Source organism: Paenibacillus alginolyticus DSM 5050 = NBRC 15375 (assembly GCF_000422905.1).
GTDB classification, from domain to species: domain Bacteria; phylum Bacillota; class Bacilli; order Paenibacillales; family NBRC-103111; genus Paenibacillus_E; species Paenibacillus_E alginolyticus.
In genome coordinates this window covers 1-24,156 of record NZ_AUGY01000108.1, presented here as the reverse complement: position 1 = coordinate 24,156, position 24,156 = coordinate 1, and the positions used below count along the sequence as shown (strand labels likewise).

At 45.8% G+C, this 24,156-nt stretch carries 19 protein-coding genes; 5 read left to right on the top strand and 14 right to left on the bottom strand.

Features of this window, described 5'->3' with window-relative positions; genetic code table 11:
• Positions 1 to 566: 566 nt before the first annotated feature.
• Complete coding sequence (locus G519_RS0132750) at positions 567 to 1,817, bottom strand: M48 family metallopeptidase (protein ID WP_029198224.1); 1,251 nt, start codon at positions 1,815 to 1,817, stop codon at positions 567 to 569.
• The gene (locus tag G519_RS0132745) at positions 1,814 to 2,320 is read right to left on the bottom strand and encodes a hypothetical protein (RefSeq protein WP_029198223.1); all 507 of its coding nucleotides are present in this window, start codon (positions 2,318 to 2,320) and stop codon (positions 1,814 to 1,816) included. Before G519_RS0132745 ends, G519_RS0132750 begins: the two co-directional genes overlap by 4 nt.
• 289 nt (positions 2,321 to 2,609) lie before the next feature.
• Between G519_RS0132745 and G519_RS45695 the strand changes: the two genes are divergently transcribed.
• Positions 2,610 to 3,392: a C39 family peptidase gene (locus G519_RS45695; protein ID WP_161632973.1), complete on the top strand. Its 783-nt coding sequence runs from the start codon at positions 2,610 to 2,612 to the stop codon at positions 3,390 to 3,392.
• A gap of 108 nt (positions 3,393 to 3,500) precedes the next feature.
• Here G519_RS45695 and infC read toward each other — a convergent pair whose 3' ends face one another.
• Entirely contained in the window at positions 3,501 to 3,986 is a 486-nt protein-coding gene (infC, locus tag G519_RS0132735; RefSeq protein ID WP_029198222.1) for a translation initiation factor IF-3, read from the bottom strand.
• A 75-nt stretch (positions 3,987 to 4,061) separates the two neighbouring features.
• Between infC and G519_RS0132730 the strand changes: the two genes are divergently transcribed.
• Entirely contained in the window at positions 4,062 to 4,370 is a 309-nt protein-coding gene (locus tag G519_RS0132730) for a hypothetical protein (protein ID WP_029198221.1), read from the top strand.
• Positions 4,371 to 4,378: 8 nt separating this feature from the next.
• On the opposite strand, the gene G519_RS0132725 is transcribed toward G519_RS0132730, so the two are convergent.
• On the bottom strand, positions 4,379 to 5,407 hold the full coding sequence (locus G519_RS0132725; protein WP_029198220.1) for an LLM class flavin-dependent oxidoreductase: 1,029 nt from the start codon (positions 5,405 to 5,407) through the stop codon (positions 4,379 to 4,381).
• Between the two features lie 437 nt (positions 5,408 to 5,844).
• Here G519_RS0132725 and hpaB point away from each other — a divergent pair, with 437 nt between their 5' ends.
• On the top strand, positions 5,845 to 7,299 hold the full coding sequence (gene hpaB / locus G519_RS0132720; protein WP_029198219.1) for a 4-hydroxyphenylacetate 3-monooxygenase, oxygenase component: 1,455 nt from the start codon (positions 5,845 to 5,847) through the stop codon (positions 7,297 to 7,299).
• A 91-nt stretch (positions 7,300 to 7,390) separates the two neighbouring features.
• On the opposite strand, the gene G519_RS0132715 is transcribed toward hpaB, so the two are convergent.
• The 10 genes from G519_RS0132715 to G519_RS45680 form a co-directional block, all read right to left on the bottom strand.
• Positions 7,391 to 10,522: an alpha-mannosidase gene (locus G519_RS0132715; protein WP_029198218.1), complete on the bottom strand. Its 3,132-nt coding sequence runs from the start codon at positions 10,520 to 10,522 to the stop codon at positions 7,391 to 7,393.
• A gap of 24 nt (positions 10,523 to 10,546) precedes the next feature.
• On the bottom strand, positions 10,547 to 11,305 hold the full coding sequence (locus G519_RS0132710) for a sugar phosphate isomerase/epimerase family protein (protein ID WP_244280302.1): 759 nt from the start codon (positions 11,303 to 11,305) through the stop codon (positions 10,547 to 10,549).
• Positions 11,302 to 12,243 (bottom strand): aldo/keto reductase, encoded by a 942-nt coding sequence (locus G519_RS0132705; protein ID WP_029198216.1) that lies wholly within the window; start codon positions 12,241 to 12,243, stop codon positions 11,302 to 11,304. Before G519_RS0132705 ends, G519_RS0132710 begins: the two co-directional genes overlap by 4 nt.
• A gap of 126 nt (positions 12,244 to 12,369) precedes the next feature.
• Positions 12,370 to 13,653 (bottom strand): glycoside hydrolase family 125 protein, encoded by a 1,284-nt coding sequence (locus G519_RS0132700; RefSeq protein WP_051253897.1) that lies wholly within the window; start codon positions 13,651 to 13,653, stop codon positions 12,370 to 12,372.
• A complete protein-coding gene (locus G519_RS0132695; protein ID WP_244280301.1) occupies positions 13,653 to 15,023 on the bottom strand; it encodes a family 4 glycosyl hydrolase in 1,371 nt (456 codons plus the stop codon). Before G519_RS0132695 ends, G519_RS0132700 begins: the two co-directional genes overlap by 1 nt.
• Positions 15,023 to 15,976 (bottom strand): carbohydrate kinase family protein, encoded by a 954-nt coding sequence (locus G519_RS45690; RefSeq protein WP_051253896.1) that lies wholly within the window; start codon positions 15,974 to 15,976, stop codon positions 15,023 to 15,025. The genes G519_RS0132695 and G519_RS45690 overlap by 1 nt, the downstream gene beginning before the upstream one ends.
• A gap of 113 nt (positions 15,977 to 16,089) precedes the next feature.
• Positions 16,090 to 17,037, bottom strand: coding sequence for a LacI family DNA-binding transcriptional regulator (locus G519_RS45685; RefSeq protein WP_244280300.1), 948 nt, complete (start codon positions 17,035 to 17,037; stop codon positions 16,090 to 16,092).
• 47 nt (positions 17,038 to 17,084) lie between these two features.
• On the bottom strand, positions 17,085 to 17,912 hold the full coding sequence (locus G519_RS0132680; protein ID WP_029198213.1) for a carbohydrate ABC transporter permease: 828 nt from the start codon (positions 17,910 to 17,912) through the stop codon (positions 17,085 to 17,087).
• 18 nt (positions 17,913 to 17,930) lie between these two features.
• Positions 17,931 to 18,815 carry a carbohydrate ABC transporter permease gene (locus G519_RS0132675; protein WP_051253895.1) on the bottom strand — a complete coding sequence of 295 codons (885 nt, stop codon included), beginning with the start codon at positions 18,813 to 18,815 and terminating at the stop codon, positions 17,931 to 17,933.
• Positions 18,816 to 18,900: 85 nt separating this feature from the next.
• Positions 18,901 to 20,208 (bottom strand): ABC transporter substrate-binding protein, encoded by a 1,308-nt coding sequence (locus G519_RS45680; protein WP_051253894.1) that lies wholly within the window; start codon positions 20,206 to 20,208, stop codon positions 18,901 to 18,903.
• Between the two features lie 469 nt (positions 20,209 to 20,677).
• Here G519_RS45680 and G519_RS48105 point away from each other — a divergent pair, with 469 nt between their 5' ends.
• Together G519_RS48105 and G519_RS0132655 are read left to right on the top strand one after the other, a co-directional pair.
• Positions 20,678 to 21,562, top strand: a complete 885-nt coding sequence (locus G519_RS48105; RefSeq protein WP_029198211.1) for an AraC family transcriptional regulator — start codon at positions 20,678 to 20,680, stop codon at positions 21,560 to 21,562.
• Between the two features lie 139 nt (positions 21,563 to 21,701).
• A complete protein-coding gene (locus tag G519_RS0132655) occupies positions 21,702 to 23,699 on the top strand; it encodes an alpha-amylase family protein (RefSeq protein ID WP_029198210.1) in 1,998 nt (665 codons plus the stop codon).
• Positions 23,700 to 24,156: the final 457 nt, after the last annotated feature.

Below are 24,156 nucleotides of genomic sequence, written 5' to 3'. Positions count from 1 at the left end.
ATACGATTTCAGTTGCAACAGCTGAGCAACGACATGAAGCCCTATGGCTGAACCCGCAAACAGCTTCTTTGACCGATGATCCTGAAAAATAGACCGATAATCTAGGACGTTGAGCACTTTGAGACATTGACAAACTACGGAAAATTCCTTATCGTTATCCATGGTTGGCTCCTTTGTTTGGGAGAATGATGGATAGCGCGTCATTCCCTAAACATAGGTGCTTTTTCTTTGTTTGTCTAGATTAATAAATACTTTATATTACAAATTAAGTAAATATTTGATGTGAGGTTTGATGCATCGGTAATGTAAAAAATACAACAATTCCAACCAAAAGTAGCTCTATAGCCTATAAAACGGCTAAACTGTTGTAGAGCGTACAACAATCTTACCTTACCAAGCAAAAATCAAGGAAATTGTTGTACGCCGTACAACTTGCCTTTCTAATTCTCCATTTTTTCAAAGAAAACCCGCGAATCCTAGGCGCATGTTGTCAAAAAAAGCACGGAGGCTATCCAGATTAGGATGCCCTCCGTGCTTTTTTACATAATGAGAAGTGGGACAGCTACCTAACGCTTATCAAACTGCTCGAAATACAAAATCCGCTCCAAAATCGTAGGATGCGAGCCGCGGAACCACTGAACCAGCTTAGGTTGAGTGACGGGGCTGAGATTTTCTTTGGCAATGTGTTGAAAGGCGCGGATCGCGGCGTTGCCGTCTCCCGTCATTTTCATGGCATAGGCATCAGCGCGATGCTCGATGACTCTTGAGAATGCATTTTGCGCAGGCGCCGAGGCAAAACTCATGATCGTCACAATCAGCAGTAAGATCGGCAGCGCAGCTAAATCACTCTCCCCTCGTATTCCCCAAATTGAACCCCAACGCCGAATAAACGAACGATACGCATGAAAGGCAAGCCAGAATCCGATAAAACTCAATGCGATCCCATAGACTATTCCTAGATAGATATGCCGTTCAGCGTAATGACCCATTTCATGAGCCATCACGGTCAAAATCTCATCAGGCTGCAGCTTCTTCAGTATCGTATCCCAAAGAACGATCCGGGCGTTCCCTCCAATCCCATTCACGTAAGCATTTATTGTCTGAGTCCGCTCAGACATATTGACTTCATATACTTGATCCGCAGGGATCTGTGACCGCGCGGCAAGCTGAAGAATTTGCGCCTTTAGCTCTTGGTTTTGGAGCGGTTGAAAATCGTGATACAGCGGGTCCAGCACAACGGGCTGGATGAAGGTGACGAACAAAATAAGCGGAATAGAAACCAGCCAGAACCAGAGCCACCAACGGTTAGGACTCCATTTTAACACCCCTTTGAAAATCAGCACGATAACTGTCGTACCCAAGACATTGATCAGAAAATCTTTGCAATGATCACTCCAGAATAAGGCTAGTGTTTCCGTTGACAACCCGTAAGCCTGGTCGATTTTGAACAGGAAATAATCAATCGGCAGCAAGAGCACGTCCATTAGCAAGGTAAATAAAAGCACAAAAACAACGATCTGCAGGAAAGAAGCTCTGAACAACCTTTCTGCTATACGACGAAACTTGATTGCCGTTCCGAGTAGGGCTAGCAAGACCCCCATTTGCAGTGGAGTGCTTAGAAAAAAAGCTAGTGACCGTATGCGAGACAAGGACTCAGCCTTCGTAATTTCTTGTGTGGTCATGAACGTATGAGGGTCAGCACTGGTCCCAATAAGTTCAAGCGGGATTTTGAATAAATTCCCTTTTAGGAAATAAATGATTAAGGCTATCGCATATACACAAAAGGTTGCGACAAGACCTATGTAGAAACGCTTCATTTCATACCTCCACGACCAACTTCATTCAAGTTTATCAATAACCAGTCTGGTGTAAAGTCTCTAGACAGGAGCCACACTTGGGTAAAATGTCCATGCGGCAGTACCAGATTACGCTTCCTGCCAAGTATATCGGACATCCCAAACAATAGAGATAGATTACGAATAAGCAGCATGCAGGGATAATCATGAGAGTAATCTTTTAACTTATGTTCCTTACTTTGAATACGGTCATTAATGACCTGAATAAACGTATCTATTCCTTCTACACTAGGCTTAGTCAGCTCGGAACGCGACAGCATAAGCCGTGCTTCCTCGGAATCATAGAACAGATGGGTGACTTCTAACCCGATTTGGTTATTCCTGGGATCCTCAAGCAGCGCGTCCGGCTTCTCTTGCTGCTTAACCATACGTAGAGGAACCTCATTGTTCACGTTGTATAAATCCAGAAAGATATCAATTGCGGCTTGTTCCAGCGCCTTTTTCTCATCCTCGTGTTTATTCATATGTCTCCCCTATATCCATTGAACGAGCCGTTGCTCCCATTTTACCCTATTCTACGAGCTTATACCTGCCGAACACATGCGCCAAGCATTTTTGGTTCATACATCAAATAAAATTTTGGGCAATGAGAGCGGTCACCCGTTCTCCTAGACTATGCGACAGAGTTGGCATTGTATGTGCATCGGTTTGATCATTTTCAAGTTGTAGAAATTGAAGAGAGTCGATCTCTTTATTTGATTTTTCCATTTTCCCATGTTGTAATGAGAAGATAACCCAGATTGGATGTGGGAAATGAAGAAAATAACTTGTTGTTTTTTAGTGTTATACAGCATCTTTTGTTTGGCAATCACGATGCCTACATCCCCTGCCTTAGAGCAGGTATTACCTATATCTGTTACTAAACCACATTTAGATGGTATAGAACAATCCGAAGCAGTCCCAATATCAATACCTACTCCAGCACCAACCATTCAACCCAAGATGAATCATCATTTTCAATTGGAATATGTTCCTGCCCTATCGCAACTGCCCGAGCTGCCGAACGGATGCGAAGCAGTCGTTGCCACGATGCTTCTAAACTGGGCTGGAGTCCCCGTAACCAAAGAGGAAGTCGCTGATGCTCTTCCCTTAGGCGAGCTGCCCTATGTCAATGATGACGGAGCATTTATTGGCAGTAATCCCAAAAATGTTTTTGTAGGCAACCCCTATGAAGTAGGTTATGGCATTTATCATAAGCCAATTGCGGACATGCTGGATCATTGGTTACCCGGTCGAATTAGGGATTTGACGGGCAGTGACTTTGATGAATTGCTCACGATTATTGCACAGGGAAAACCAGCCATGATCTGGGCAACCGAACATATGGATACACCTTATTTGGAGATGGAATGGCAGGATGAAGAGGGTCTGACAGTTGAGTGGTATCAACCTGAGCATGCCCTACTCTTAACAGGCTGGGACGAAGATTATGCCTATATGAACGATCCTATGACCGGTAAGCAGGAAGCTTATGCTTTATCTGATTTCAAAACTGTATGGGAGCAAATGGGATCTCAAGCGATTACAGTTAACTAAAGCAAAGCTTCCTTAGCTTTATCTGGTGGCATTCATACAAAGTCCATAATTTTCTTCGCTTAAAAAAGCATGAACTCCTCGATATATAACGAGCAGTTCATGCTTTTTTTATAAGGGATCCATTTGCACAGCTGCTTGCTTACCGCTAAGCTGTATGCCTGTGTGCTTACGTCCATGCGAGCTCAAATCTTTGGTCAGTGTCTCCAGCAATTCTTTCGCCTTCGTGCCTTCTTTGCCTGAAATCTTCACGACCAGCAGCACAGCATCGCCGCCTTGCAGAATGCGCTCCGCCTGCTGCCTCTTCGTTTCTAGGTCATGATCTTCGATGTGAGGCGTTAAGCGGAGCTCCTTGACCTTAGGTGCCTGCTCCCGCTTGCGTACCTGCTGTTTTTCCTGCAGGGCTTCTTGTTTCGCTTGCCCAGCGCCAATGAGCTTACAGGGAGGTGGACTGCTCATAAGCGAGGTGCAGATTAAATCCACTTTCAGTTGCTTCGCTAGCAGCAGTGCTTCCTTCGTGGGCATAACGCCCAGATCTTCGCCATGTAGTCCTGTAACATGAACCTCGGATGCTTTGATTTTCTCATTCTTAATCATTGTGAATACACCTAATCTTTCGCTATAATGAACCCATCAACAGGAAGAGGTTGTTTAAGGAGATGTCTAACCCATATGAATAATAAACAATTAGAAGAGCAAATGATCGAAAATTACAAACGTGAAGAGCATATGATGATCCTCGTTTTTGCACAATGGTGTATCAACCATGATTTGGATCCTGCAGCGCTCTATCATAGCGCATACCCAGACCAACCGAATAACGAGGCGCTGCAGCAAGCCCTTGACTTAACGGTTCCCAAAGAGGACGCCGGTGAAGTCCCTGATGACACTGTACTAGGCGTACTATCTTTATTCGGCAACGAGGAGCTAGCCTTCATCGTCACACAAGAAATCGATAAGCGGCCAAGAAAGAACCGTTAATCATTTTCTTAAAAAGCATGCTGCCGCATCTCAAGGTTAAAAGCTTCAGCCAACAATTCAATGGTTTGCAGCCTCGTTTCAAAGCGGTAGCCCCCGGCCACCACCATCACTTCATCGACTTGGTAGCTTTCGGCTAGGTTCAGCAGTTGCTCCCTTACTCGGTTCGGATCACCAATAATCATTCGGGATCGATTGTCCCTTACCCTTGTTTGATCCCAATCTGAGTACACATAGTCAGCCGCTTCTTCGGGCGATTTCACTCCTGTGAATTCGCCCTTTTCCATTTGCAGGATGCGCAAATCAATCGAAGCCGCAAGCCCCTCAGCCTCCGCCTGCGTCTCAGCGCACAGCACATAGATGCACACTGTCGCCTGCGGTACGACATTCAGCGCGGACGGTTGGAACGAGCTGCGGTAGCTTCGCACCGCATGCTGTCCTCCCGCTCCGTTGATGAAGTGCGCGAAGCAGAACGCTGCGCCTGCCTGCGAGGCATACACCCCGCTCTGTCCGGTGGAGCCGAGCAGCCACACCTGGGGCATCGAGTCCACCAAAGGGGTGGCGCGGATGCCCTCGAACACGTGCCCGGGTTCCACCGAGTCGGCGAGGAACCCGAGAAGATCCGTGACTTGCGCTGGGAACCGCTCAAGTCCTTCGAACATGTCAGCGCTGATGCCCCGCAGCGCTTTGGCCGTATGCGGCGTGCCTCCGGGCGCACGCCCGATGCCAAGGTCGATGCGCCCCGGATAGAGCGCCTCGAGCATACGGAAATTCTCAGCGACCTTGTAGGGGCTGTAATGGGGCAGCAGCACGCCGCCGGAGCCAAGTCGAATCCGACTCGTGCGGGCAGCCAGCGTGGAGAGAAGCACCTCTGGCGAGGAGCCGGCGAGACCTGCCGAGTTATGATGCTCCGACACCCAGAATCGGGTGTAGCCGAGACGGTCGGCCACCTGAGCCAGCCCAATTGTTTGTTGTAAAGCCTCGCTATGCGTAAACCCGGATGATACCGGTGACTGATCAAGAATACTTAGCTTCAGCATTGTCATCCCTTCTTTCTGAGTCATCTGCCGATGATCTTGATTATACAACGTCCGACCACCAAAAGAAAAAGGACAAACCCCTAATGGCGTTGTCCCGGATTGTTAAATTTTGATTAATCCATTCCTCTTACTTACTAAAAGTATATGGTTACAGGAAAATTTTATGCCAGCTTTTTTTCCAACCAGTCATTTTGAATGTTATAAAATCGGAAACCATCGCCATATAGGCTCACCTGAGGTTGTTGGATGAGTGAATCCCAATGCTCAGTTGAACGATGTTGTAGAAAGTACAAAAACTGCCTGCAAAATGGCCTTTGGATCAAAGAAAACGGCATTCGATGAATTTTTTTACTGCTCGACTGTCGAATAGGTATCCGTTTAAGCCAAGCCGACTTGATCCGAATACTGTATCGTAGAATCGAGGAGGTGAGTGTTCTTTGCCAGCTAAAAATGGGAGCCAATATATTGAACGGATTAATAATAACTTGCCGAATGTCTGGCTTGCAGGTGAACAGGTGAAAGGGGCTATATCCGAGCATAAAGCTTTCAAGGGACTAATGGCGACGCAATCGAACATGTATGATATGCAGTTGGACGACAAATGGAAAGCGAAAATGACTTATGCCTCACCGCTGACCGGAGATCCGGTTGGTCTTTCTTTTATGCAGCCGAGAACGAAGAAAGATCTGGCCGCGAGAAGAGAAATGATGCAGGCTTGGGCGTACACGCATCATGGATTTTTGGGCCGTGCTCCCGATTATATGAACACAACCCTGATGGCGTATTCGACGGCTGCGGGAGTTTTGGAAGAGAAAACCCCGCAATACGCCTCCAATTTGAGACGTTATTATGAATATTGTCGAGAAAATGATATCACGCTTTCACATGTGTATATTCAACCGAAAGCGGGCAGACTTGCGTCTTTACTCGGTTTCCTCGAACACCCGGCAGCGGCTCGTGTGACGGATAAGAACAAGGACGGTATCATAGTTCGAGGCGCTTTTCTTTTAGACACGCAAGGAGCCAGCTCGGACGAAATTCTCGTTTACCCTGTGCCCCATTCTTCGCCAGACGCCGATGACAGTCCTTATGCGTTCGCGTTTGCAGTACCGAGCAATCTCCCTAGTATCCGCTTTATCTGCAGAGAAAGCTTCGTAGGCGGCGAGTCCGCGTATAACTATCCTCTTAGCTCCCGGTTTGAGGAAATGGATACGCTGGTCATTTTCGAAGACGTGCTTGTCCCGTGGGACCGCGTATTTGTGTGCGGGGATGAAGAAATGGCGTGCCGTCTATTTGACGAAAGTAGTTTTCACATCCATTCATGCACACAGATCATGTGCAAAAACATCGCCAAAACCGAGTTTCTGTTGGGAACAATTGAAACGATGATCGATGCGGCCGGGCTGGGTTCCTACGGCCATGTGATCGATAAAGTGACGGAGGTTATTATTGCGCTGGAAACGCTCAAGGCACTACAGTTGGCCGCAGAGAAGGGAGCTTCTGCTAACCGGTGGGGCATCATGCTTCCCAATCGGAATCCGATCCTTGCCACCAGTGCATATTTTCCCACAATATATCCCCGAATGATTGAAATCATCCAATTGCTTGGAGCAAGCGGTTTGATTATGGTTCCGGACGAGAAAGATTTTGAGACCGATATCAGTGGTCCGTTGAATCTGTACATGAAAGGCATTGGTCTGAGCGCCAAAGAGAATATACAACTATCTAGATTGGCATGGGAGTTAAGTATTAGTGCGTTTGGCGGCAGGCAAACGGTTTACGAGCGCTTCTTTTTTGGCAATCCTACCTCAGTAAACAATCGATTGTATCACGGGTATAAAGGCAGGGAAACGTTAAAGCAGCGGGTACAAGATTTCCTTTTTCATTCGTAAATAGCGGGGGGGTTCGAAGACAGGACGTGGCTTTAGATAAACGAAGGACCTAGCGAAAACCGCTAGGTCCATTATTATTTAGCTTTCACGATTAAGCTTCAAGACTAACAAGAAAAGTTTTAATCTCATAAGGCTTCAGCTCAATATTAGCAGCCTCCAGCTCTCCGATAGGACGCTCCATCAGATCACATTCCTGCAGCGATCGAATGTTAAAATCGCTCGAGATATCCACATGAGTACGGACTCCAGCAAACTCGTGAATGCGCAGAACGAGTCTCTCTTCATCCTCTGCTTTCTTGATCGCATCTACCATCACGTTTGGAGCAGAGAATTGGAACATAGAAAGTGTACCTTGCGTCGGAACACCATCGTAACTCGTCAGCGGATTATTCAGCGCCCATGCTTCCTGTACGGTACCGCCTGCATACCAATCCCCCGCATGCGGGAGAAGTGCATACACAAAAGTATGTTCCCCAAGATCAGCTGTCGGGTCCGGATGAATTGCGGATTTAATTAGCGATAAGCGCATGACGTTATCCTTAATGTCGTAGCCATACTTACAATCATTCAGTAAGCTTACGCCGTATCCACGTTCGGACAAGTCCGCCCATTGGTGCCCAACGGATTCAAAACGCGCCCAATCCCAGCTCGTATTCCAATGCGTCGGACGCTTGACGTTACCGAACTGGATATCGTAAGTAGCCTCCGTAGAACGCACATCTACCGGGAAGGCAACCTTCAACAGCTGCTGACGTTCCTGCCAGTCGATATGGGTACGGAAATCAATGCGACGGCTGCCTGCGTAGACAGTCATCCACTGCGAGATCGTAGACTTCGCAAAGTTCCATTTGAATGCAACAGTTGCTGCTAATGGTCCATCTTCAACGAGCTCTACTGATACAAGATCGTTAACCTCGCGCATTTTTTCTTGGTAGAAAATATCGATATCCCAAGCATCGAAATCAATCGGCTTATCTTCAAACACCTGCAGAACGTTGCCTCGCGAACTTGCAGCAAGTACATTCCGGCGATTATCTAGGTCGAATACGCGAACCAATTGACCGGATTCGTTCCATTCGATTTCGTAATGAGGCGTTTTCAGCGAGCGTCCTTCCAGTTGGAAAGGTATCTCGTCTGCATCAGCCGATTGAGATTGATCATTAAAGTGAATCGTCGTCATACCTAATGATGGCATCTGAGGTGCGTTGATGAGCCAGCGGCCATCCGTGTATTGCGATTTCAACTGGCGGCCTTCCCGATCTGTCCAAACGCTGCCAATTGCAGCTTTTTCCCCAGGGATTACAACAAGATCGCTGCGTTCCCATGAAGCGCTGTTCAGAATCGTTACCGCACCTTTTTGCTGCTGGCTTCCAATTCGTGCTGCTGCTTCATTCCAAGCGGCTGTTCCTATAGACATCGCTTCCGCGTATTCTTCACGACTGTCCTCGTAGACTTCTGTAATCGAAGAACCAGGAATAATATCATGGAACTGATTGCGTAAAATGATGGTCCAACCCTTGTTAAGCATCTCCTGTGGATAAACGCTCCAATCGGATTTCAACAAAGCAGCCAAAGCGCTGACATATTCCGTTTCACGATATAGAAGCTCCAGCTTACGATTCATTCGTTTGATGTAGGCTTGGCTTGTATAAGTACCACGATGATATTCGAGATACAGCTCACCGTCCCATGTATGCACATAACGGTCGGTTGCTTCAACTGTTTCATGTAACCGCTCGAAGTATTCGTCTGCGCGCCCTGTTTTCACTTGTGGCAGGCCAGGCATGTCTTCCAAACGACGGCGCATCTCCAGCATCTCTCGATTGACGCCGCCGCCGCCATCCCCATAACCATAAGATAGCAGAAGCTCTTGATTCACTTCCTTATCTCGGTAGGCATCCCAAGTACCTTTGACCGTCATTGGCGTTACCTCGCCGTTGTACGTATAGAAGAACGAGTTAGCTTCTTCCCAATCGCCAGGTGTGGTAATGAAATGCGTCAACACTTCGGTGCCATCAATTCCCCGCCATTTGAAGGTATCGTGAGGCATGCGATTGAACTGGTTCCAGCTGATTTTGGTCGTCATGAACGTATCGAAACCAGATTTCCGCAAAATTTGCGGCAATGCCCAGCTGTACCCGAATACGTCGGGAAGCCATAAATAGGTGCTCTCCACTCCGAACTCTTCGCGTATGAATCGAGTTCCATGTAAAAATTGTCTCACCAGCGATTCCCCGGAAGTTAGGTTGCAATCCGCTTCCAGCCACATGCCCCCTCCAACTTCCCATCGCCCCTCACGTACACGCTCAAGGATTTGCTCATAAATATCAGGATAATCTTGCTTGATATAAGCGTACAATTGAGGCTGTGTCTGCAAAAACACATAGTCCGGGAATCGTTCCATTAGGCGCAGCACCGTGGAGAACGAGCGTGCACATTTCTCCCGAGTATGCTTAAGTCTCCACAACCAAGCCACATCAATATGGGTATGCCCAATACAAGTAACCGTAACGGGATGCTTCTTCTCCATCTGATTCAATTCCCCAAGTAGCAGCTCACGGGAACTATACACGGATTCATAGTAGGCGTCCGAGAGCGGATTCGACCAATCTACCAGCTTAAAAGAACGATCGAGCGCTTTAACTAACTGAGTACGTTCAGGATGGTTAGCATCCAGACTGCGGATTGTTTCCAGCACAGCGCGTCCTGTGTAGTAGAAATCGTCAACCCGCTCATCCAGCCAGCAGATTTCAGCGCGATTCACCGTATGCTTCTTCTCGCGCGGTTTCCCGCCTCCTTCGAGACCTGACCACAGGCGGATATCCATCCGCCCCTTCGTACCTGCCGCTTCTTCCGGCAAAAATACCTCTTGATGGTTCGAATCGACGCCTTGGAAAGGGGAACCGTTCCAATATAATAAGGATTCGAAGCCGTCATTGTTGCCTCCGCCCGTTTCACCGAAATCGAAGCGTCCCAAAATAGTTTTATCTGCCCATTCCTTCGGAATATCAATCGTGCGCGATAACCACACGTAGCGGTCGCGCCCTTTCCAAGTCTCACCCGTCTTCAGTTCAAATGTAGGCTTCGTGACTGGCGGCCTTGCTCCATTAGCGCCATCCTCGTCTTCCGTAGCTGAAAATCGCTCCAAAGGCACCGCATCGCGATACCGGGTTTCGCTTAATTCACGCAGTCTCGCTTCCAGCTTCGATTCAGTAAAAAACATATCGAATCTCTCCTCCTATCGATTTCAATGAATCAATTTCTTCTCTAGTTTAAGCAAATTGTCATAACTTAAAGCCAAACTATCCATCGGGTTTCCCGGGCAATAATCTTGCTCAACAGCGAACCATTCGACACCATTTTGCAATCCCCACTTCAGGATAGGTGCGAAATCAATCGATCCAGTTCCTATTTCAGCAAAATATTTTCTTTCGTCTGCAGTAATATCCTTCAAATGGAGAATCGGCATACGAAAAGCATAATTTTGGATGAAGGATAGCGGATCTTGATCCGCTTTTTTTACCCAGTAGGTGTCTATCTCCGCATAAATAGCCGGATCTTCAAGCAAATATGAAAGCGTAAATTTCCCATCGATAGTGGTATGAAATTCAAAATCGTGATTATGATAGCCTACGCGGTATCCCATGCCATTGACTTTGGAAGCAGCTTGTAGTAGATCGCGACGTACGCTAGCATATCCTTCTGGATTCTGCAGCCCGTCGGGGAGTGAATGGCAGATCAGATCCTTCGTATCGAAAAGGCGAGCCTCCTCCAATACGGCGTCCATATCGTTCTTCAATCGCTCCAAACCGACATGCATGCCAGCCGTTTGCAAGCCGATTTCCTTCATTACAGCAGCAATATCTTTCGCAGGGTTTCCATGTAATCCATCGATTTGGACGGCTGCCCATCCCATCTTTTTCAGCTCTCTCAGCACACTTGGGAAATCTTGTTTCAATTCGTTTCTCAAGGTATATAATTGCGCAGCCAATTTATGTTTAATCATTCCGCAATCTCCTCCCTTTTCAAATCCAACCATTCAACCTCTTGTTCTGTTAAGGGCAAATTCATTGCTTGTATGGAGGAATCCAGCTCCTCGGGGTTTCGTGGCCCAATGATTGCACATGTCGGGAATGACTGATTAAGAACGTATGATAAGGCAATTTGAATCGGTGAAACCTTCTTTTCTTCTGCTAGCTTTGCGGCACGACGATAACGTTCCCAGTTGTTTTCGCTGTAGTACACGCGGACCATTTCCTCATCCGTACGATTGTCTGGTGTGAAATTGCCTGAGAAAAATCCACCGGCTTGGGCGGACCATGCCAACAATGGGAGCTGATTGACCGAATGCCAACCGCAGGTTTCCTCATCTGCCGAAACGCAGCCCTCCCAGCGGGGTTCGTTAGGCTTAGCAAGACTAAGATTCGGACTGCTGAACGAAAAGCCTACGAGTTTATGGGCAGCCGCGTACTCATTTGCTTCCTGGATTCGCTTATGCGACCAGTTAGACGCTCCAATAGCCCGGATTCGCTTGGCCTCAAGGTGGACATTCAACTCTTCGATGATCGGTCCGACCGCCACATTCGGATTGTCACGGTGCAGCGCATATAGATCGACATACTCCGTCCCTAGCCTTTCCAGACTCTCCGTTAAATCCTTGCGGATCGCCTCCGGATTTACCCTTGGACCCGGACTGCCGTCATCATGATGAGCACCCTTCGTTAAAATGACTACCTTTTCCCGGTTCTTCTGCTCCGCAAGCCATTGACCGAGAACCAGTTCTTTCCCGCGATATTGATGTGCGGTATCGAAGGCATTGCCGCCAGCGCGAATGTAAGCATCCAGCATCATCCGTTCAGGCTCTTCCAATTTCCTCAAATCTCCCGTTCCCATGAACAACCGGGAAATGGGTTTGTCTACGCCCTTGATATTCATATATCTCATCCTGAATCCTCCTCCAAACATTTGACCGATCAAGTAATGTGAGTACAGCTGCCGTTCTATTCATCCTCGTTAAACACCTGCATCAAGCGCAGCTCAATGAGACCGCACTCTCCTTCGTCAGAGCATCTATGAATGAAAGTATCCCTTTATCATCAGACGGTGGATCAACTCGGCGAATAAGCTGTTGGCCCAAGCAAACCATGGACGCGTATAATCGGTGGGAGAATTCGGATCGAACCCTTCATGCATGTACCCCGTATCCGCATCCGTCCGCAGCAGCATTGCCAGAAGCTCTCGTACTTCGGTTTCATCCTCCGAGGTGAGGGCCTGCATCGCCAGACTAATCGGCCAAATGTAGCCTGCCGGCGTATGCGGGCTTCCGATTCCCTTCGCATATTTCCCATCAAAGAAGTATGGATTGTCACTGCTTAACACAAATCTTCGCGTATTCTGATACACTGGATCCTCAAAGGTCGTGTAACCCAAATAAGGAATCGACAGCAAGCTGGGAACATTGGCGTCATCCATCAGATTGTAGTTGCCGAATCCGTCTGTTTCATACGCATAGATTTTTCCGTACTTAGGATGAAGATAAGTGCCGTAGGTTTGAATGCCAAAGTCTATCTCTTCACGAAGCTCCGCCGCAAGCTGTACGCACTCCTGATCGTCCCATACGATCTGGGCAATTCCCTCGATGTATCGGAGCACCACGACCGCAAACATATTAGCTGGAATCAAATAGCCGAACGTACAAGCATCGTCGCTGGGCCGAAAACCGGACCAAGTCATCCCTGTATAATTTACAGGCATACCCATCCGATTATTACGCAGTGTATCACTTGGCGGACAATCTACACGGGCGAACCGGTAAGGAGATTGTTCGGCATGTCTTTGTTCTGTTTTCCATAGCGAAATGATGGTGTGAACCGCTGCCCGAAAAGAATCATCGAACATATCCGTCCGTCCGGTCGCATTCCAAAACAAGTAAGACAGTTGAATAGGGTAACAGAGCGAATCGATTTCGTATTTGCGTTCCCAAATCCACGGATTCAGCTCGGTCAGATCCTGATCATACCGGTTATCATTCGCTTCCTCATTGAACGCATTCGCATAGGGGTCGATATGAATATAGGCGATTTGTCTGCGAATCAAGCCCGCCACTATATCCTGCAGTTCTTTGTCTTCGGCCGTAAGCGGTATATAATGCCTGACCTGCGCACTGGAATCCCTTAACCACATTGCCGGGATATCCCCGGTGAATACAAAGGCGGTGTTGTCGTTCATGATTTTGGTTGTCGTTTCAAGCGTATTCGGATAGCAGTTCTTGAACATCGCGAGCAGCTTCGGGTGCCCAGCAAGCATAATCTCCGCTTCTTCGAGCAAGGAAGTGACAGCATTAGGCAAGGTCATTATTTCCAATCCCCCAGAATATCCTTATAGGCTTCCAAATAATCATCGACAAGCAGCTTAGCAATGGAATAGGAATTAACAAGCGGATGAACAGTGAGTGCCTGGATAGCCAAATCACGCGATTTGTGTTTGACTGCTTCAACGGTAAGCCGTTCAAACAGCTTCACATTTTTCATCAGCAGGCTCATTTCTTCCGGCACGGATCCGATCTGAACCGGCTTTGCCCCGTCTTTCGTGATGATGCAAGAAATTTCTACGACGTCATCGTCCGCGAAGCCTTCGATACTGCCTTCATTCGGTACCGATAGCACGATGTTGTTGGTCGCACCCGTTTGCAGCGACTCCACGAAATCCAGCATAACACCCGCATAACCAAGTGAGTTAGGCAGTTCCAGCTTATCTGTAGGAAGAACGGGCTTAGACTTCGAGTTGGTTTCAATCGCCATGTAAGAAGCTTCCCTTTTTTGCGTATAGTACAAATAGGTTTGAATGGCTTCATCCGGATTGCTTTCAATATCCATCTTACGTAAGATATCTAGCATTTCCTTATTATTCTCAGCGATCATCTGGCCGCGCGTCATTCCTGATTTGACAATATTAGCGAAGGCCTTTTCGCGGTGGTAGTAATAGTACAAATATTCATTCGGCAGAAAAGGAAGTGATTTCAGCAAATCGCTGTCGAACATTTTGAATTCATCTACGCGACTTGTAAAATCAGGATCATTCTTAAGTTCCGACATGATGTCTTTGCCTTGGTAAATCACTTTGGTCATCCATGACAAATGATTAAGTCCGAAAAATTCAACTTCAAGCTCCTTCGGATCGATCTCTAGTTGCTCCGCTATTCTCAGCTTCGTATGGCTTGGCGAATCGCAGATTCCGATCACCCGATCGTAACCCGCATTTCGCAAGGCCTGCGTAACGAGTCCAGACGGGTTCGAGAAGTTAAAGATCCAAGCCTCTGGTGCAAGCTCTTTGGCAATCTCGCAATATTCCATGAGAACTGGAATCGTACGAATCGCCATCGAGAACCCTGCAGGTCCCGTCGTTTCTTGACCGATCACTCCATGCTTTAGTGCGATCTGCTCATCTATATATCGTGACCATTCCTTACCAACACGTACCGTAGTTACAATGTAATCCGCACCCTTAATGGCTTCGCGGCTATCTGTCGTCGTCTCCAGCTGAAGGTTGATTCCGCTGCGATCGATGACGATCTGACATAATTTCGAAATAACAGCAAGCTGCTCCTCATCCGTATCATGAAGAACAAGCTTAGTAATCCCGGCATCTTCTGCTTTTAACGTTAAGCTTTTTGTAAATAAAACGGCGCGAACCCCGCCGCCTCCGATTAAGGTCAGTTTCATCATTACGCCTCCATACGTTCTTTGATATGATCTCCGAATTGAAGGATAAAGGCATCAAGCCCATCCTTGTCCGGTGTACCCGTGCTGCCGCCATGAGCGCCGACAGATAGTGCTCCGCAAACATTTCCGTACTGCAAGCATGTCTCCACATTTTGACCCGTCAAATATCCATAGAGATAGCCAGCGTTAAATGAATCCCCTGCGCCAGTTGTATCTACAGGCTCGGCTGGAAATGCCGAATGGTACGTTATCCGGCCATCCTTCATGGCTACAGCCCCTTTTGGACCAAGCTTAACCACAATATGTTTAGAATAATTGGCCATAAAGCGTAAGCTTTCTTCTATGTGATCGAAGCCTGTGTAATGAAAAGCTTCCGTTTCGTTCATCAGAAACACATCAAAATAAGTCATTAAATCGAAAACACCTTTAAACCACTCGCCGGAATCATCCCAACCTACATCACAGGAAAGGGTCACACCCATCTCCTTAAGTAGTTTGGCCATCGCTATGAATTCTTCGTGGTTGTGTCTTCCTCTATAACCGGTCACGTGAACATGTTTCCCTTGAGCGATTTGTGACAAGTCCAAATCCTTTATTTGAAGCTCCATATTGGATCCCCCATAAGTGATAAAAGACCGATCCGTCTCGGGATTAATCGCGATCGTGATACCGGTATTACTCGTTTTACTCGTTCTAATCAAACTGGTATCGATACCATATTGGCCGAACTCGTCTCGAACATAATGGCCGTAGCCATCATCTCCCAGAACACCGTTAAAAGCTACATGAAGCCCAAGCTTAGCAAGCGAAATCGCGAACAAAGCTGCTCCCCCGCCAACATGCATCGTCATATTATTAACGAAAATCTCCTGCCCAGGCTGAGGAATTTGATTAAGTCCTGCCACAACGAGATCTATATTGGCGTCACCGATGACCACCGCATCAAATTTTTTCAATATACTCTCCCTCTCTCAATCCAGTTAACTATCTATGCTTTTACGCTTCTCTATTTCTATAAGGCCCGCAGCTATTACGGGCAACTAGCTTGTGTTTCAAAATGATATCTTCCTTAGGCGCTTCTGCATCCCCTGTAATCAATTCGAGCAACGTTTCCCGTAACTTTCCCCATATCTTGAATGGGCTGCTCCATCGAGGATAACTGTGGACGAACCAACTCCGTCAACTGGCTTCCATCAAATCCTATGACCGAAATGTCTTCAGGAACTTGCAACTGATGATCATGAATACAATTCATTGCCCCGACAGCCATATCGTCACTCACTGCAAATATAGCAGTTGGATGGGGACCGCAAGCCAGAATCTCTTTCATGAGATTGTATCCGCTTTGTATTTTATAATCGCCGAACCGAATGTATTCCTCTACGATTGGGATGCTGCGCTCGGATAGCGCACCGCGGTAACCGATGTAGCGATTTTGGCCCGAGGTCACATCTCTCATGTCGCCGCCAATAAACCCAATTCGTTGATGTCCAAGCTCTATCAAATAACTGGTTGCATCGAAGGCTGCCGCATAATCGTCAATGATAACAGAAATGAACGTTTGATCAGACGGTCTTACACTTGAGAAAATAATCGGAATGTCCAGCTTATTCAAAAATGCCCGGATTTCATCATTCAATTTCTCATGCATAATGATAATGCCGTCTACACGCATTTCATGAAATACATTCAAATATTTGAATTCCTTATCGATATCCTCAATAATGTTGCACACCAGAAGATTATACTCATTCAGACTCGCTGTTTCTTCAATACTGCTTAGAATCGTGGAGTAAAAGCTTGACGTGAGGTCTGGGACAATGACACCGATAAGGTTCGTCTTTTTCCGTACCAGACTCCTTGCGATATGACTAGGCGCGTAGCCGAGCTCGTCAATAGCTCTTTTCACCCTAGCTTTTAGATCGTCCTTTACATACTTCTCTCCATTAAGCACCCGCGAAACCGTAGTCACGGAAACGCCTGCTTGTTTGGCGACATCCTTAATCTTCGGAGCCAACCTTGTCACCCTACCTTCTGAAAACTAGTTCATTTTCAACGTACATCTTAACTTTTAACTGCACCTTCTGTAATCCCAGCGATGAATTGTCTGCTCACAATGAGGAAGAAGACAATCAATGGAAGAGTAGCCATTAACGCTCCCGTCATGACCATCGAATAGTCTGCTGTATGAGCCGATTTTAACTGCTGTAAGGCCAACATTAATGTGAATTTGGAGGTATCCGTCAATACGATCAAAGGCCACAAGTAATCTTCCCATACGCCCATAAACGTCGTCATCGCAAGAAAGGCAAGTGCAGGTCTCAAAATCGGTAAAGCCACGTGCCAATACAGTCCAAATTTATTACAGCCATCGATTCTCGCGGCCTCTAGCAAATCATCATGAATCGCCAGCGCATATTGCCTGATCCAAAAAATTCCGAATGCACTTGCCATGCCTGGGATAATCAAAGCCTTATAACTTCCCAGCCAACCGAACTCCTTAATGATGATAAATTGCGGAACGAGCAGCATTTGAGCAGGAATCATCATCGTGGCCATCATGGCAAAAAAGAGCAATTTAGAACCCGGAAACTTAAATTTTGCAAAGGCAAATCCCGTTAATGAATTGAAAAACAGCTGAAGCGTGCAGCTAATCAATGCAATGAAAACCGTATTTAAGAAGGCTCGAATAAAATTGCTTTTCTCCAATACATGATGAAAGTTATTCATAAAATTAGTTCCGAATGTTAACTTCGGAGGAAAAGCAAACATCGCACTTGTTTCATTCGTGGACATGACGATAAGCCAGTAGAACGGGAATATAGAGATCGCGACACCGATCATCAAAACGCTATTTACGATTATTTTTTTTGTCAACACTTCAACAGTCATCTCGTATTCTCCTTTTTATCAATCATCCGATCTGTTGAAAAATTTCCAATTGAGGACGGATAATAAGCCGATGATGATGAATAACACCCAGGATACCGCAGCTGCGTACCCATAATTCTGATAATTAAAACCTTCCCGGAACATATAGAGAACGATCGTATCGGTGCCCGGGTATGGCGGTTGATTTCCAGCTAATACTTGAGGTTCCGTGAAAATTTGAAACCCGCCGATTGTTGACATCATCACGGAGAACAAGATGATGGGTCTGAGCATTGGTATCGTAATTTTGGTGAACGTTTGAAATAAGGTAGCGCCGTCCAGCTCAGCTGCTTCGTATAGATCTTTTGGAATTCTTTGCAAGCCTGATAAATAGATGACTGCGTTATAGCCCATATATCTCCAAGAAATCATGGCTGCAATAACAACCCTAGCTCCAAATTCAGAATTTAACCAGGCTATCTTATGAAGGCCGATTTTTTCCATCAAATAGTTAATCAACCCGTATTCGTTGCCAAACAAGGATTGAAAGATAATGACAACAGCCACCATAGCCGTTACATTCGGAAGAAAATAGGCAATTCTGTAAAACCCTTTGAATCTTACTATGGATAAATTGATGATATAGGCGACAACCAATGCGCACAGAAGCTGCGGGGCGTTACCCAATATCCAAAGCGCGATATTGTTGACTAACACCTTCCAAAAAGTCGGATCATGGAGCATATAATCAAAATTCTTGAATCCAACATATTTCATTTCCCCAATCCCATCCCATTTATGTACAGCTAAGTACATGGAGAACAATATGGGAAATACAGAAAAGATCAGAAACAAAATATAAAATGGAGAAATAAATAGATACAGTGTTCTGCTCTTATAAATTTCTTTAAAAAGACCTCCCATGCTATTCCTCCGCTAATTGGATGAGGTGCGAAGATTAGCTCCTCACCTCATCCATTATTTCATTCATATTTCTGCCGTTATCGGCTTAACGTGAAAGCTGCCTTTTGATTTTATCCTGCGCGTCTTTCCAAGCCTTTTCTGGGTCTTTCTTCTGTGTGTCAATTAAGCCAATTTCGTCGGTTAAAGAAGTACCGACCATATCGTCTCTTGGATCGATAGGCGCGATTTTTACATCTTTTGCCGCGTCAGCGAATATCGGACTTAGATCTTGGTTGCCGAAGAACTCATTTTTATTGACCATTTCAGGTTTCGTATAAACTTCCGGTGTAGATGGATAGTTACCGAATTCCTTATATCCAGCAACCAGATTCTCAGGGTTCGTAAGGAATTTAATCACTTCAAAAGCTTCTTTCGGATTTTTCGTTGATTTCAACAATCCGAAGAATGATCCTCCTTGATTACCCACACCACCAGGCGGGTAGGCAATCTGCCATTTCCCTTTCGTGTCAGGAGCTGCGCCAATCAAATCACCAACCGCCCAAGACGCCCCGATGAAAGAAGAAACTTTGCTGTTATTCATTGCCGCATTTTTCTCAGCATCACTAACATTTGGGTACGTCAAGCCTGATTGGTAGGCTTTCACAGCCATATCCCAAGCACCTTTGATATGCGCCTGATCACCAATATATTTCCCATCTTCCGTAAAATACCCTTGGCTATTCTGGCCTATGATGTTTCTGAAAACATCCACAATGGATAGCAATTGCGATCCTGTTGCATCTTTCACTTTCTGCTGAAGATTGAAATAATCCCCCCAAGTCTTCACTTGGCTCTTAATGGCTTCCGGTGTGCTCGGCACTCCCGCCTTCTCAAACAGATCTTTGCGGTAGTACATAACAAGAGGAGCGACATCGATCGGCAAACCAATCAAATATTTATTGTCTGCTGACGCGGCCATTTTCCATTTCCAGTCCAAATACTGAGGTTGAATGTCCTTAGCGCCTTGATCGTATAGATTGACGAATTTTTCTTTGTAAGGAAGCATGGAAGAAATCCAGCTATCCATCGCGACGATGTCCGGCCCGCTTCCTCCGCCTGAGATTGTCGTTTTTAATTTGGTAGCGTAATCCCCACCGGACGGAAGTTTCTGTGCTTGCAAATCAATATTCGGAAATTTCTTCTTCGCTGCTTCAATGGTTGAATCGGATATCGCACCGTTCCAATACCACATCGTTAACGAAACCTTCTGATTAGAAGCGCTTTCATTTTGATTAGAACTGGTCGTCGTTGGTTTTTGCGTCGAAGTACTCGTATTAGTCTGGTTACCACAGGCAGAAGCGACAAGAATTAAACTAAGAGCTAGTGGCACACTGTGCAATGCTTTAAATTTCATAGTTTTGTTCCTCCGATTAAGCGAAATTTGATTATCATATTAGGCATTTGTAATTCAAAACTCATTTCAGCTTTCCCCAACCACATACGACGCCCTCTTGATTTCACGTTATCCATTAGCATAAACATTTCGTCTGAGAATCATTTCTGGTATCGATACCAGAATGATGGGCAGTTATCATTCGTTCGCAGGGGCTAACCACCTTCCTGTGTAAGATTACAACAATCTGGTATCGATACCAGAATTAGCGTTAACGATCCAAAAGATGCTGCCTCTGAATACATCACGCGTTTTCTGGTATCGATACCAGAAGGTTTACTGTGCTTCTGGTTCATAGTATAAATCGATTATCTCCTTTTGACAATGGCATAAATTTACAAAACCTTAAAATTTCCACCCTACGAATCTCATTCATTCATAAAGTATTGTATTATACAAATATTAAGGTGATTGAGGTGACACTACATATATGAACCTAGAAGTCAAAACGATACAACTTTCCGACGTTGTCCCCCAAATATATCGTGCCGATTATTTTCCGTTTCGTCCAAATGAGCGCATTGGTCCGCGCAAATCGTTTGTCCACTCGTTTGTATATATTTATGAAGGCAAAGGTTCAATAACCATTGGAACAACCGTCTCTTCCTGTGCCAGAGAAGAGCTATTTTACATTCCGCCAGGCTTGCCTCATTCTTTTCATTCGGATCACCAGCATCCGATGGTCCATGCTTCGATTTACTTTGATTGGATCAATACCAGACCCAGAGCGGGAGATATGTCTTTATTTCATTTCGGTGACCAGATCTGTGATCCTACCGAGTGCTCACCTAACGTCGTATTTCAGGATTTGCCTACGATTCCTACTAAAGTGCACGCCCCCAAGCAGATGAGATGGATGGAATTGTATCTTCATGTCATCGAAAATATCGAGCATACACAGGAAGATGCCAAACTTTTCAGAAGGGCTGCCTTTGAGCAATTTGTTTCAGAATTGGCGAACCTTTGGCGGAATCCTACCCTTAAAAATGACAGAAGAATGCAATCGATCATGAAGCAAATGAAGGAATTTCCACAGCATAATATTTCTATAGAGAAATGGGCTTCGCAACTTGGGATTAGCACATCTTATTTGCATAAGCTATTTATCCAGGAAATAGGCATGAGCCCTCATTCTTATGCGATTAAATGCAAGCTGGAGAGAGCCAAGAAGATTCTACGAGAGACCAATCTGTCTATCACTGATATCACGGAAGACCTTGGTTTCGGTTCCATACATTACTTTTCAAGATTATTTACGCAAAATTTCGGCGAGTCACCCTCAGCTTATCGCAAACGTTTAAGGGAGGGATATTAAAAGATTAGGATAGTTTTGTACAAATGTAATACATTCCTTCAAAGACAGCTCATAACGCTTTTGTTATTCTAAATTTGGGTTTCCATCCAGATTGATGGTTCACACGGAATAACAATACACTTAGAAAGAATGTGAATCTATGAAATCATTTAAATCTATTCGTTACCGCCAAGTTCATCTCGACTTTCATACGTCCGAGCACATTACCGGCGTTGGTAGAAATTTCGATGAAGATCAATTCATTTCTTGTTTGCAGAGTGCTCAAGTGGATACAATCAACGTCTTCGCTATGTGCCACCATGGTTGGAGTTATTTTGACACGAAAGTCGGGAAACCCCATCCTCATTTGGAAACGAATCTATTGCCGCGCATGTTAGATGCTTGCAGCAAAAATGACATTGAAGCTCCGATTTATATGACGGTCGGATTTAACGAGCTTTCTGCTCGCGAGCATCCGGAATGGGTGGCAATCGCCCCCGAAGGCGATGATCCTTACGGTCCACCGAAATCTAATCCAGAGGATCCCCGTTCGACCGGATTCGACGGTTGGCATATGCTGTGTCTGAATACACCGTATTTACAGTATCTTCTCGACTATACGAAGGAAGTCATGGAGAGATTCCAGCCAGTTGGAATCTTTTACGATATCGTCGGAGAGTATCCATGCGTATGTTCTTACTGCCGCGACAGCTTCAAAGAAATGAGTCTTGACGAAAACAACCCGGATCACCGCAAGCAATTGGCTAAAAAAGTGTACTTGAATTACTTGCAGAAGACATCCGAACTAATATGGTCCCTTAACCCGGAAACCAGACTGTATCATAACTGCTGCACGGAAAAAATGGGCGAAAAACAATACTACCCTTTCTATTCGCATTACGACATCGAGTCGCTGCCGACAGGCGGATGGGGTTATGATTACTTCACCAGCATGGTTCGGTACATTCGCAAGCAAGACTTCCAGTATCTCGGGATGACAGGGAAATTCCACAAATCGTGGGGAGAATTCGGCGGATTCAAAAATCCGGCTGCATTGAAGTATGAATGCCAGCAAATGCTAGCCTTCGGCGCAAGAATTTGTATTGGGGATCAGCTTCACCCCGATGGACGAATGGACGAAGAAACCTATCGGATTATCGGTGAAGCTTTCGATGGGATTGCGGCCAAAGAACCATGGTGTAAGGATACGACCAGCATATCCGAAATTGCTATCCTTTCAGCCAATGCACTAATGGATGCTGAAGATAGCCGAACAAGCGATATGGGTGCCTATATGATGCTTGAAGAGGGCCACTATTTGTTCGATATTATTGATGACTCAATGGACTTCTCTGTCTATCGCATTATCGTACTGCCCGACTGTATTCGAGTATCTGATGCCTTACAGCGCAAACTTGAAGATTATATAGCTGGCGGCGGAAATCTGATTCTGAGCGCAGAAAGCGGACTTCGGTCGGACCGCCCTGAATTCGCCCTGGATCTAGGTGTGGAGTTCATTGGGAAATCAGAGTGGGATGTGGATTACACCTTAATCACCGATCAACTAACCGGTTCGCTTGTGAGATCCCCTTTTCTCAATTATGAATCGGGTTATAAAGTTCAGGTCGATAGCGCTGAGGTATTGGCCCAATCCTACAGGCCTTATTTTAACCGGAGGTACGGGCACTTCTGTTCCCACCTGCATGCTCCTGCCAAAGAAGAAGCGGATTATCCGGCTGTTGTTAAACACGGCAATATCACCTATATCGCCCAGCCTCTATTTAGGTTATATCGGAAGCACGGCGTGCAGCTGTATAGGGACTTATTCCTTGCTTGTGTCAAACAGTTTATCTCGACTCCAACGGTGAAAACCGATCTGCCTTCGGCTGGGAAAGTAAATTTGACCCGTCAACCCAATGGGACTGATTACGTGCTGCATTTGCTCTATGCCGTCCCCATCTTGCGTGGAGATACCCAGGTCATCGAAGATGTGTTGACTTTAAAGGACATCTCCGTTCAGATCAAATTGGATGAGAAGGTTAAGCAAGTCATGCTGCTGCCTGAGATGACGATGATACCTCACATGACGGACGAAGAAGGATATACTTCCGTTTCTGTCAGTCTAACCGGTCACCAAATGGTTCTTTTTCAAACCTAAGTATTTCTTCTGAAAAAACGGCTTACGCTATCCTTGAGCGGGAGCGTCTATACAAGTTGATGCAAAGCAAGCTGCGATTAAGACTTACATTCGCTGCTCAACCTTGTGAAGTTGTATTTTGTACATTACCGATGCAAAATAGCTGACATGATCAGTAAGTCTTCACGTATAAATACAATTACTTAAATATATTGTATTTATTACCATTTTGTTTTTCTGGGTACAAGCCAAAAAAGTAAAGACTACAGAAAATGACGCGTTTTTACCATTAATTTACATTTTATTCTTGTGTCTCCGCTATTCTCTCACTATGATGCGCTGTGAACTTAGCCGTTCTTTTGTCTTGCTCGTCTTCTGTCGACCCTTTGAAGTTCTACTTGGCGGGCGAAAGACAGCATTTACAAAGTTAGACCAGCTATCATAGAAATAGATTCGCAATAACTTTAGCGTTGTCCAG

What these genes read in the sequence shown, in the direction of transcription:
- G519_RS45695 (WP_161632973.1), top strand. Translation starts at nt 2,610, where the DNA reads ATGAAGAAAATAACTTGTTGTTTTTTAGTGTTATACAGCATCTTTTGT.
- G519_RS0132710 (WP_244280302.1), bottom strand. Translation starts at nt 11,305, where the DNA reads ATGATTAAACATAAATTGGCTGCGCAATTATATACCTTGAGAAACGAA.
- G519_RS48105 (WP_029198211.1), top strand. Translation starts at nt 20,678, where the DNA reads ATGAACCTAGAAGTCAAAACGATACAACTTTCCGACGTTGTCCCCCAA.
- infC (WP_029198222.1), bottom strand. Translation starts at nt 3,986, where the DNA reads ATGATTAAGAATGAGAAAATCAAAGCATCCGAGGTTCATGTTACAGGA.
- G519_RS0132700 (WP_051253897.1), bottom strand. Translation starts at nt 13,653, where the DNA reads ATGACCTTGCCTAATGCTGTCACTTCCTTGCTCGAAGAAGCGGAGATT.
- G519_RS0132750 (WP_029198224.1), bottom strand. Translation starts at nt 1,817, where the DNA reads ATGAAGCGTTTCTACATAGGTCTTGTCGCAACCTTTTGTGTATATGCG.
- G519_RS0132745 (WP_029198223.1), bottom strand. Translation starts at nt 2,320, where the DNA reads ATGAATAAACACGAGGATGAGAAAAAGGCGCTGGAACAAGCCGCAATT.
- G519_RS0132655 (WP_029198210.1), top strand. Translation starts at nt 21,702, where the DNA reads ATGAAATCATTTAAATCTATTCGTTACCGCCAAGTTCATCTCGACTTT.
- G519_RS0132725 (WP_029198220.1), bottom strand. Translation starts at nt 5,407, where the DNA reads ATGCTGAAGCTAAGTATTCTTGATCAGTCACCGGTATCATCCGGGTTT.
- G519_RS45680 (WP_051253894.1), bottom strand. Translation starts at nt 20,208, where the DNA reads ATGAAATTTAAAGCATTGCACAGTGTGCCACTAGCTCTTAGTTTAATT.
- G519_RS0132695 (WP_244280301.1), bottom strand. Translation starts at nt 15,023, where the DNA reads ATGATGAAACTGACCTTAATCGGAGGCGGCGGGGTTCGCGCCGTTTTA.
- G519_RS0132715 (WP_029198218.1), bottom strand. Translation starts at nt 10,522, where the DNA reads ATGTTTTTTACTGAATCGAAGCTGGAAGCGAGACTGCGTGAATTAAGC.
- G519_RS0132730 (WP_029198221.1), top strand. Translation starts at nt 4,062, where the DNA reads ATGAATAATAAACAATTAGAAGAGCAAATGATCGAAAATTACAAACGT.
- G519_RS0132705 (WP_029198216.1), bottom strand. Translation starts at nt 12,243, where the DNA reads ATGAGATATATGAATATCAAGGGCGTAGACAAACCCATTTCCCGGTTG.
- G519_RS0132675 (WP_051253895.1), bottom strand. Translation starts at nt 18,815, where the DNA reads ATGGGAGGTCTTTTTAAAGAAATTTATAAGAGCAGAACACTGTATCTA.
- G519_RS0132680 (WP_029198213.1), bottom strand. Translation starts at nt 17,912, where the DNA reads ATGACTGTTGAAGTGTTGACAAAAAAAATAATCGTAAATAGCGTTTTG.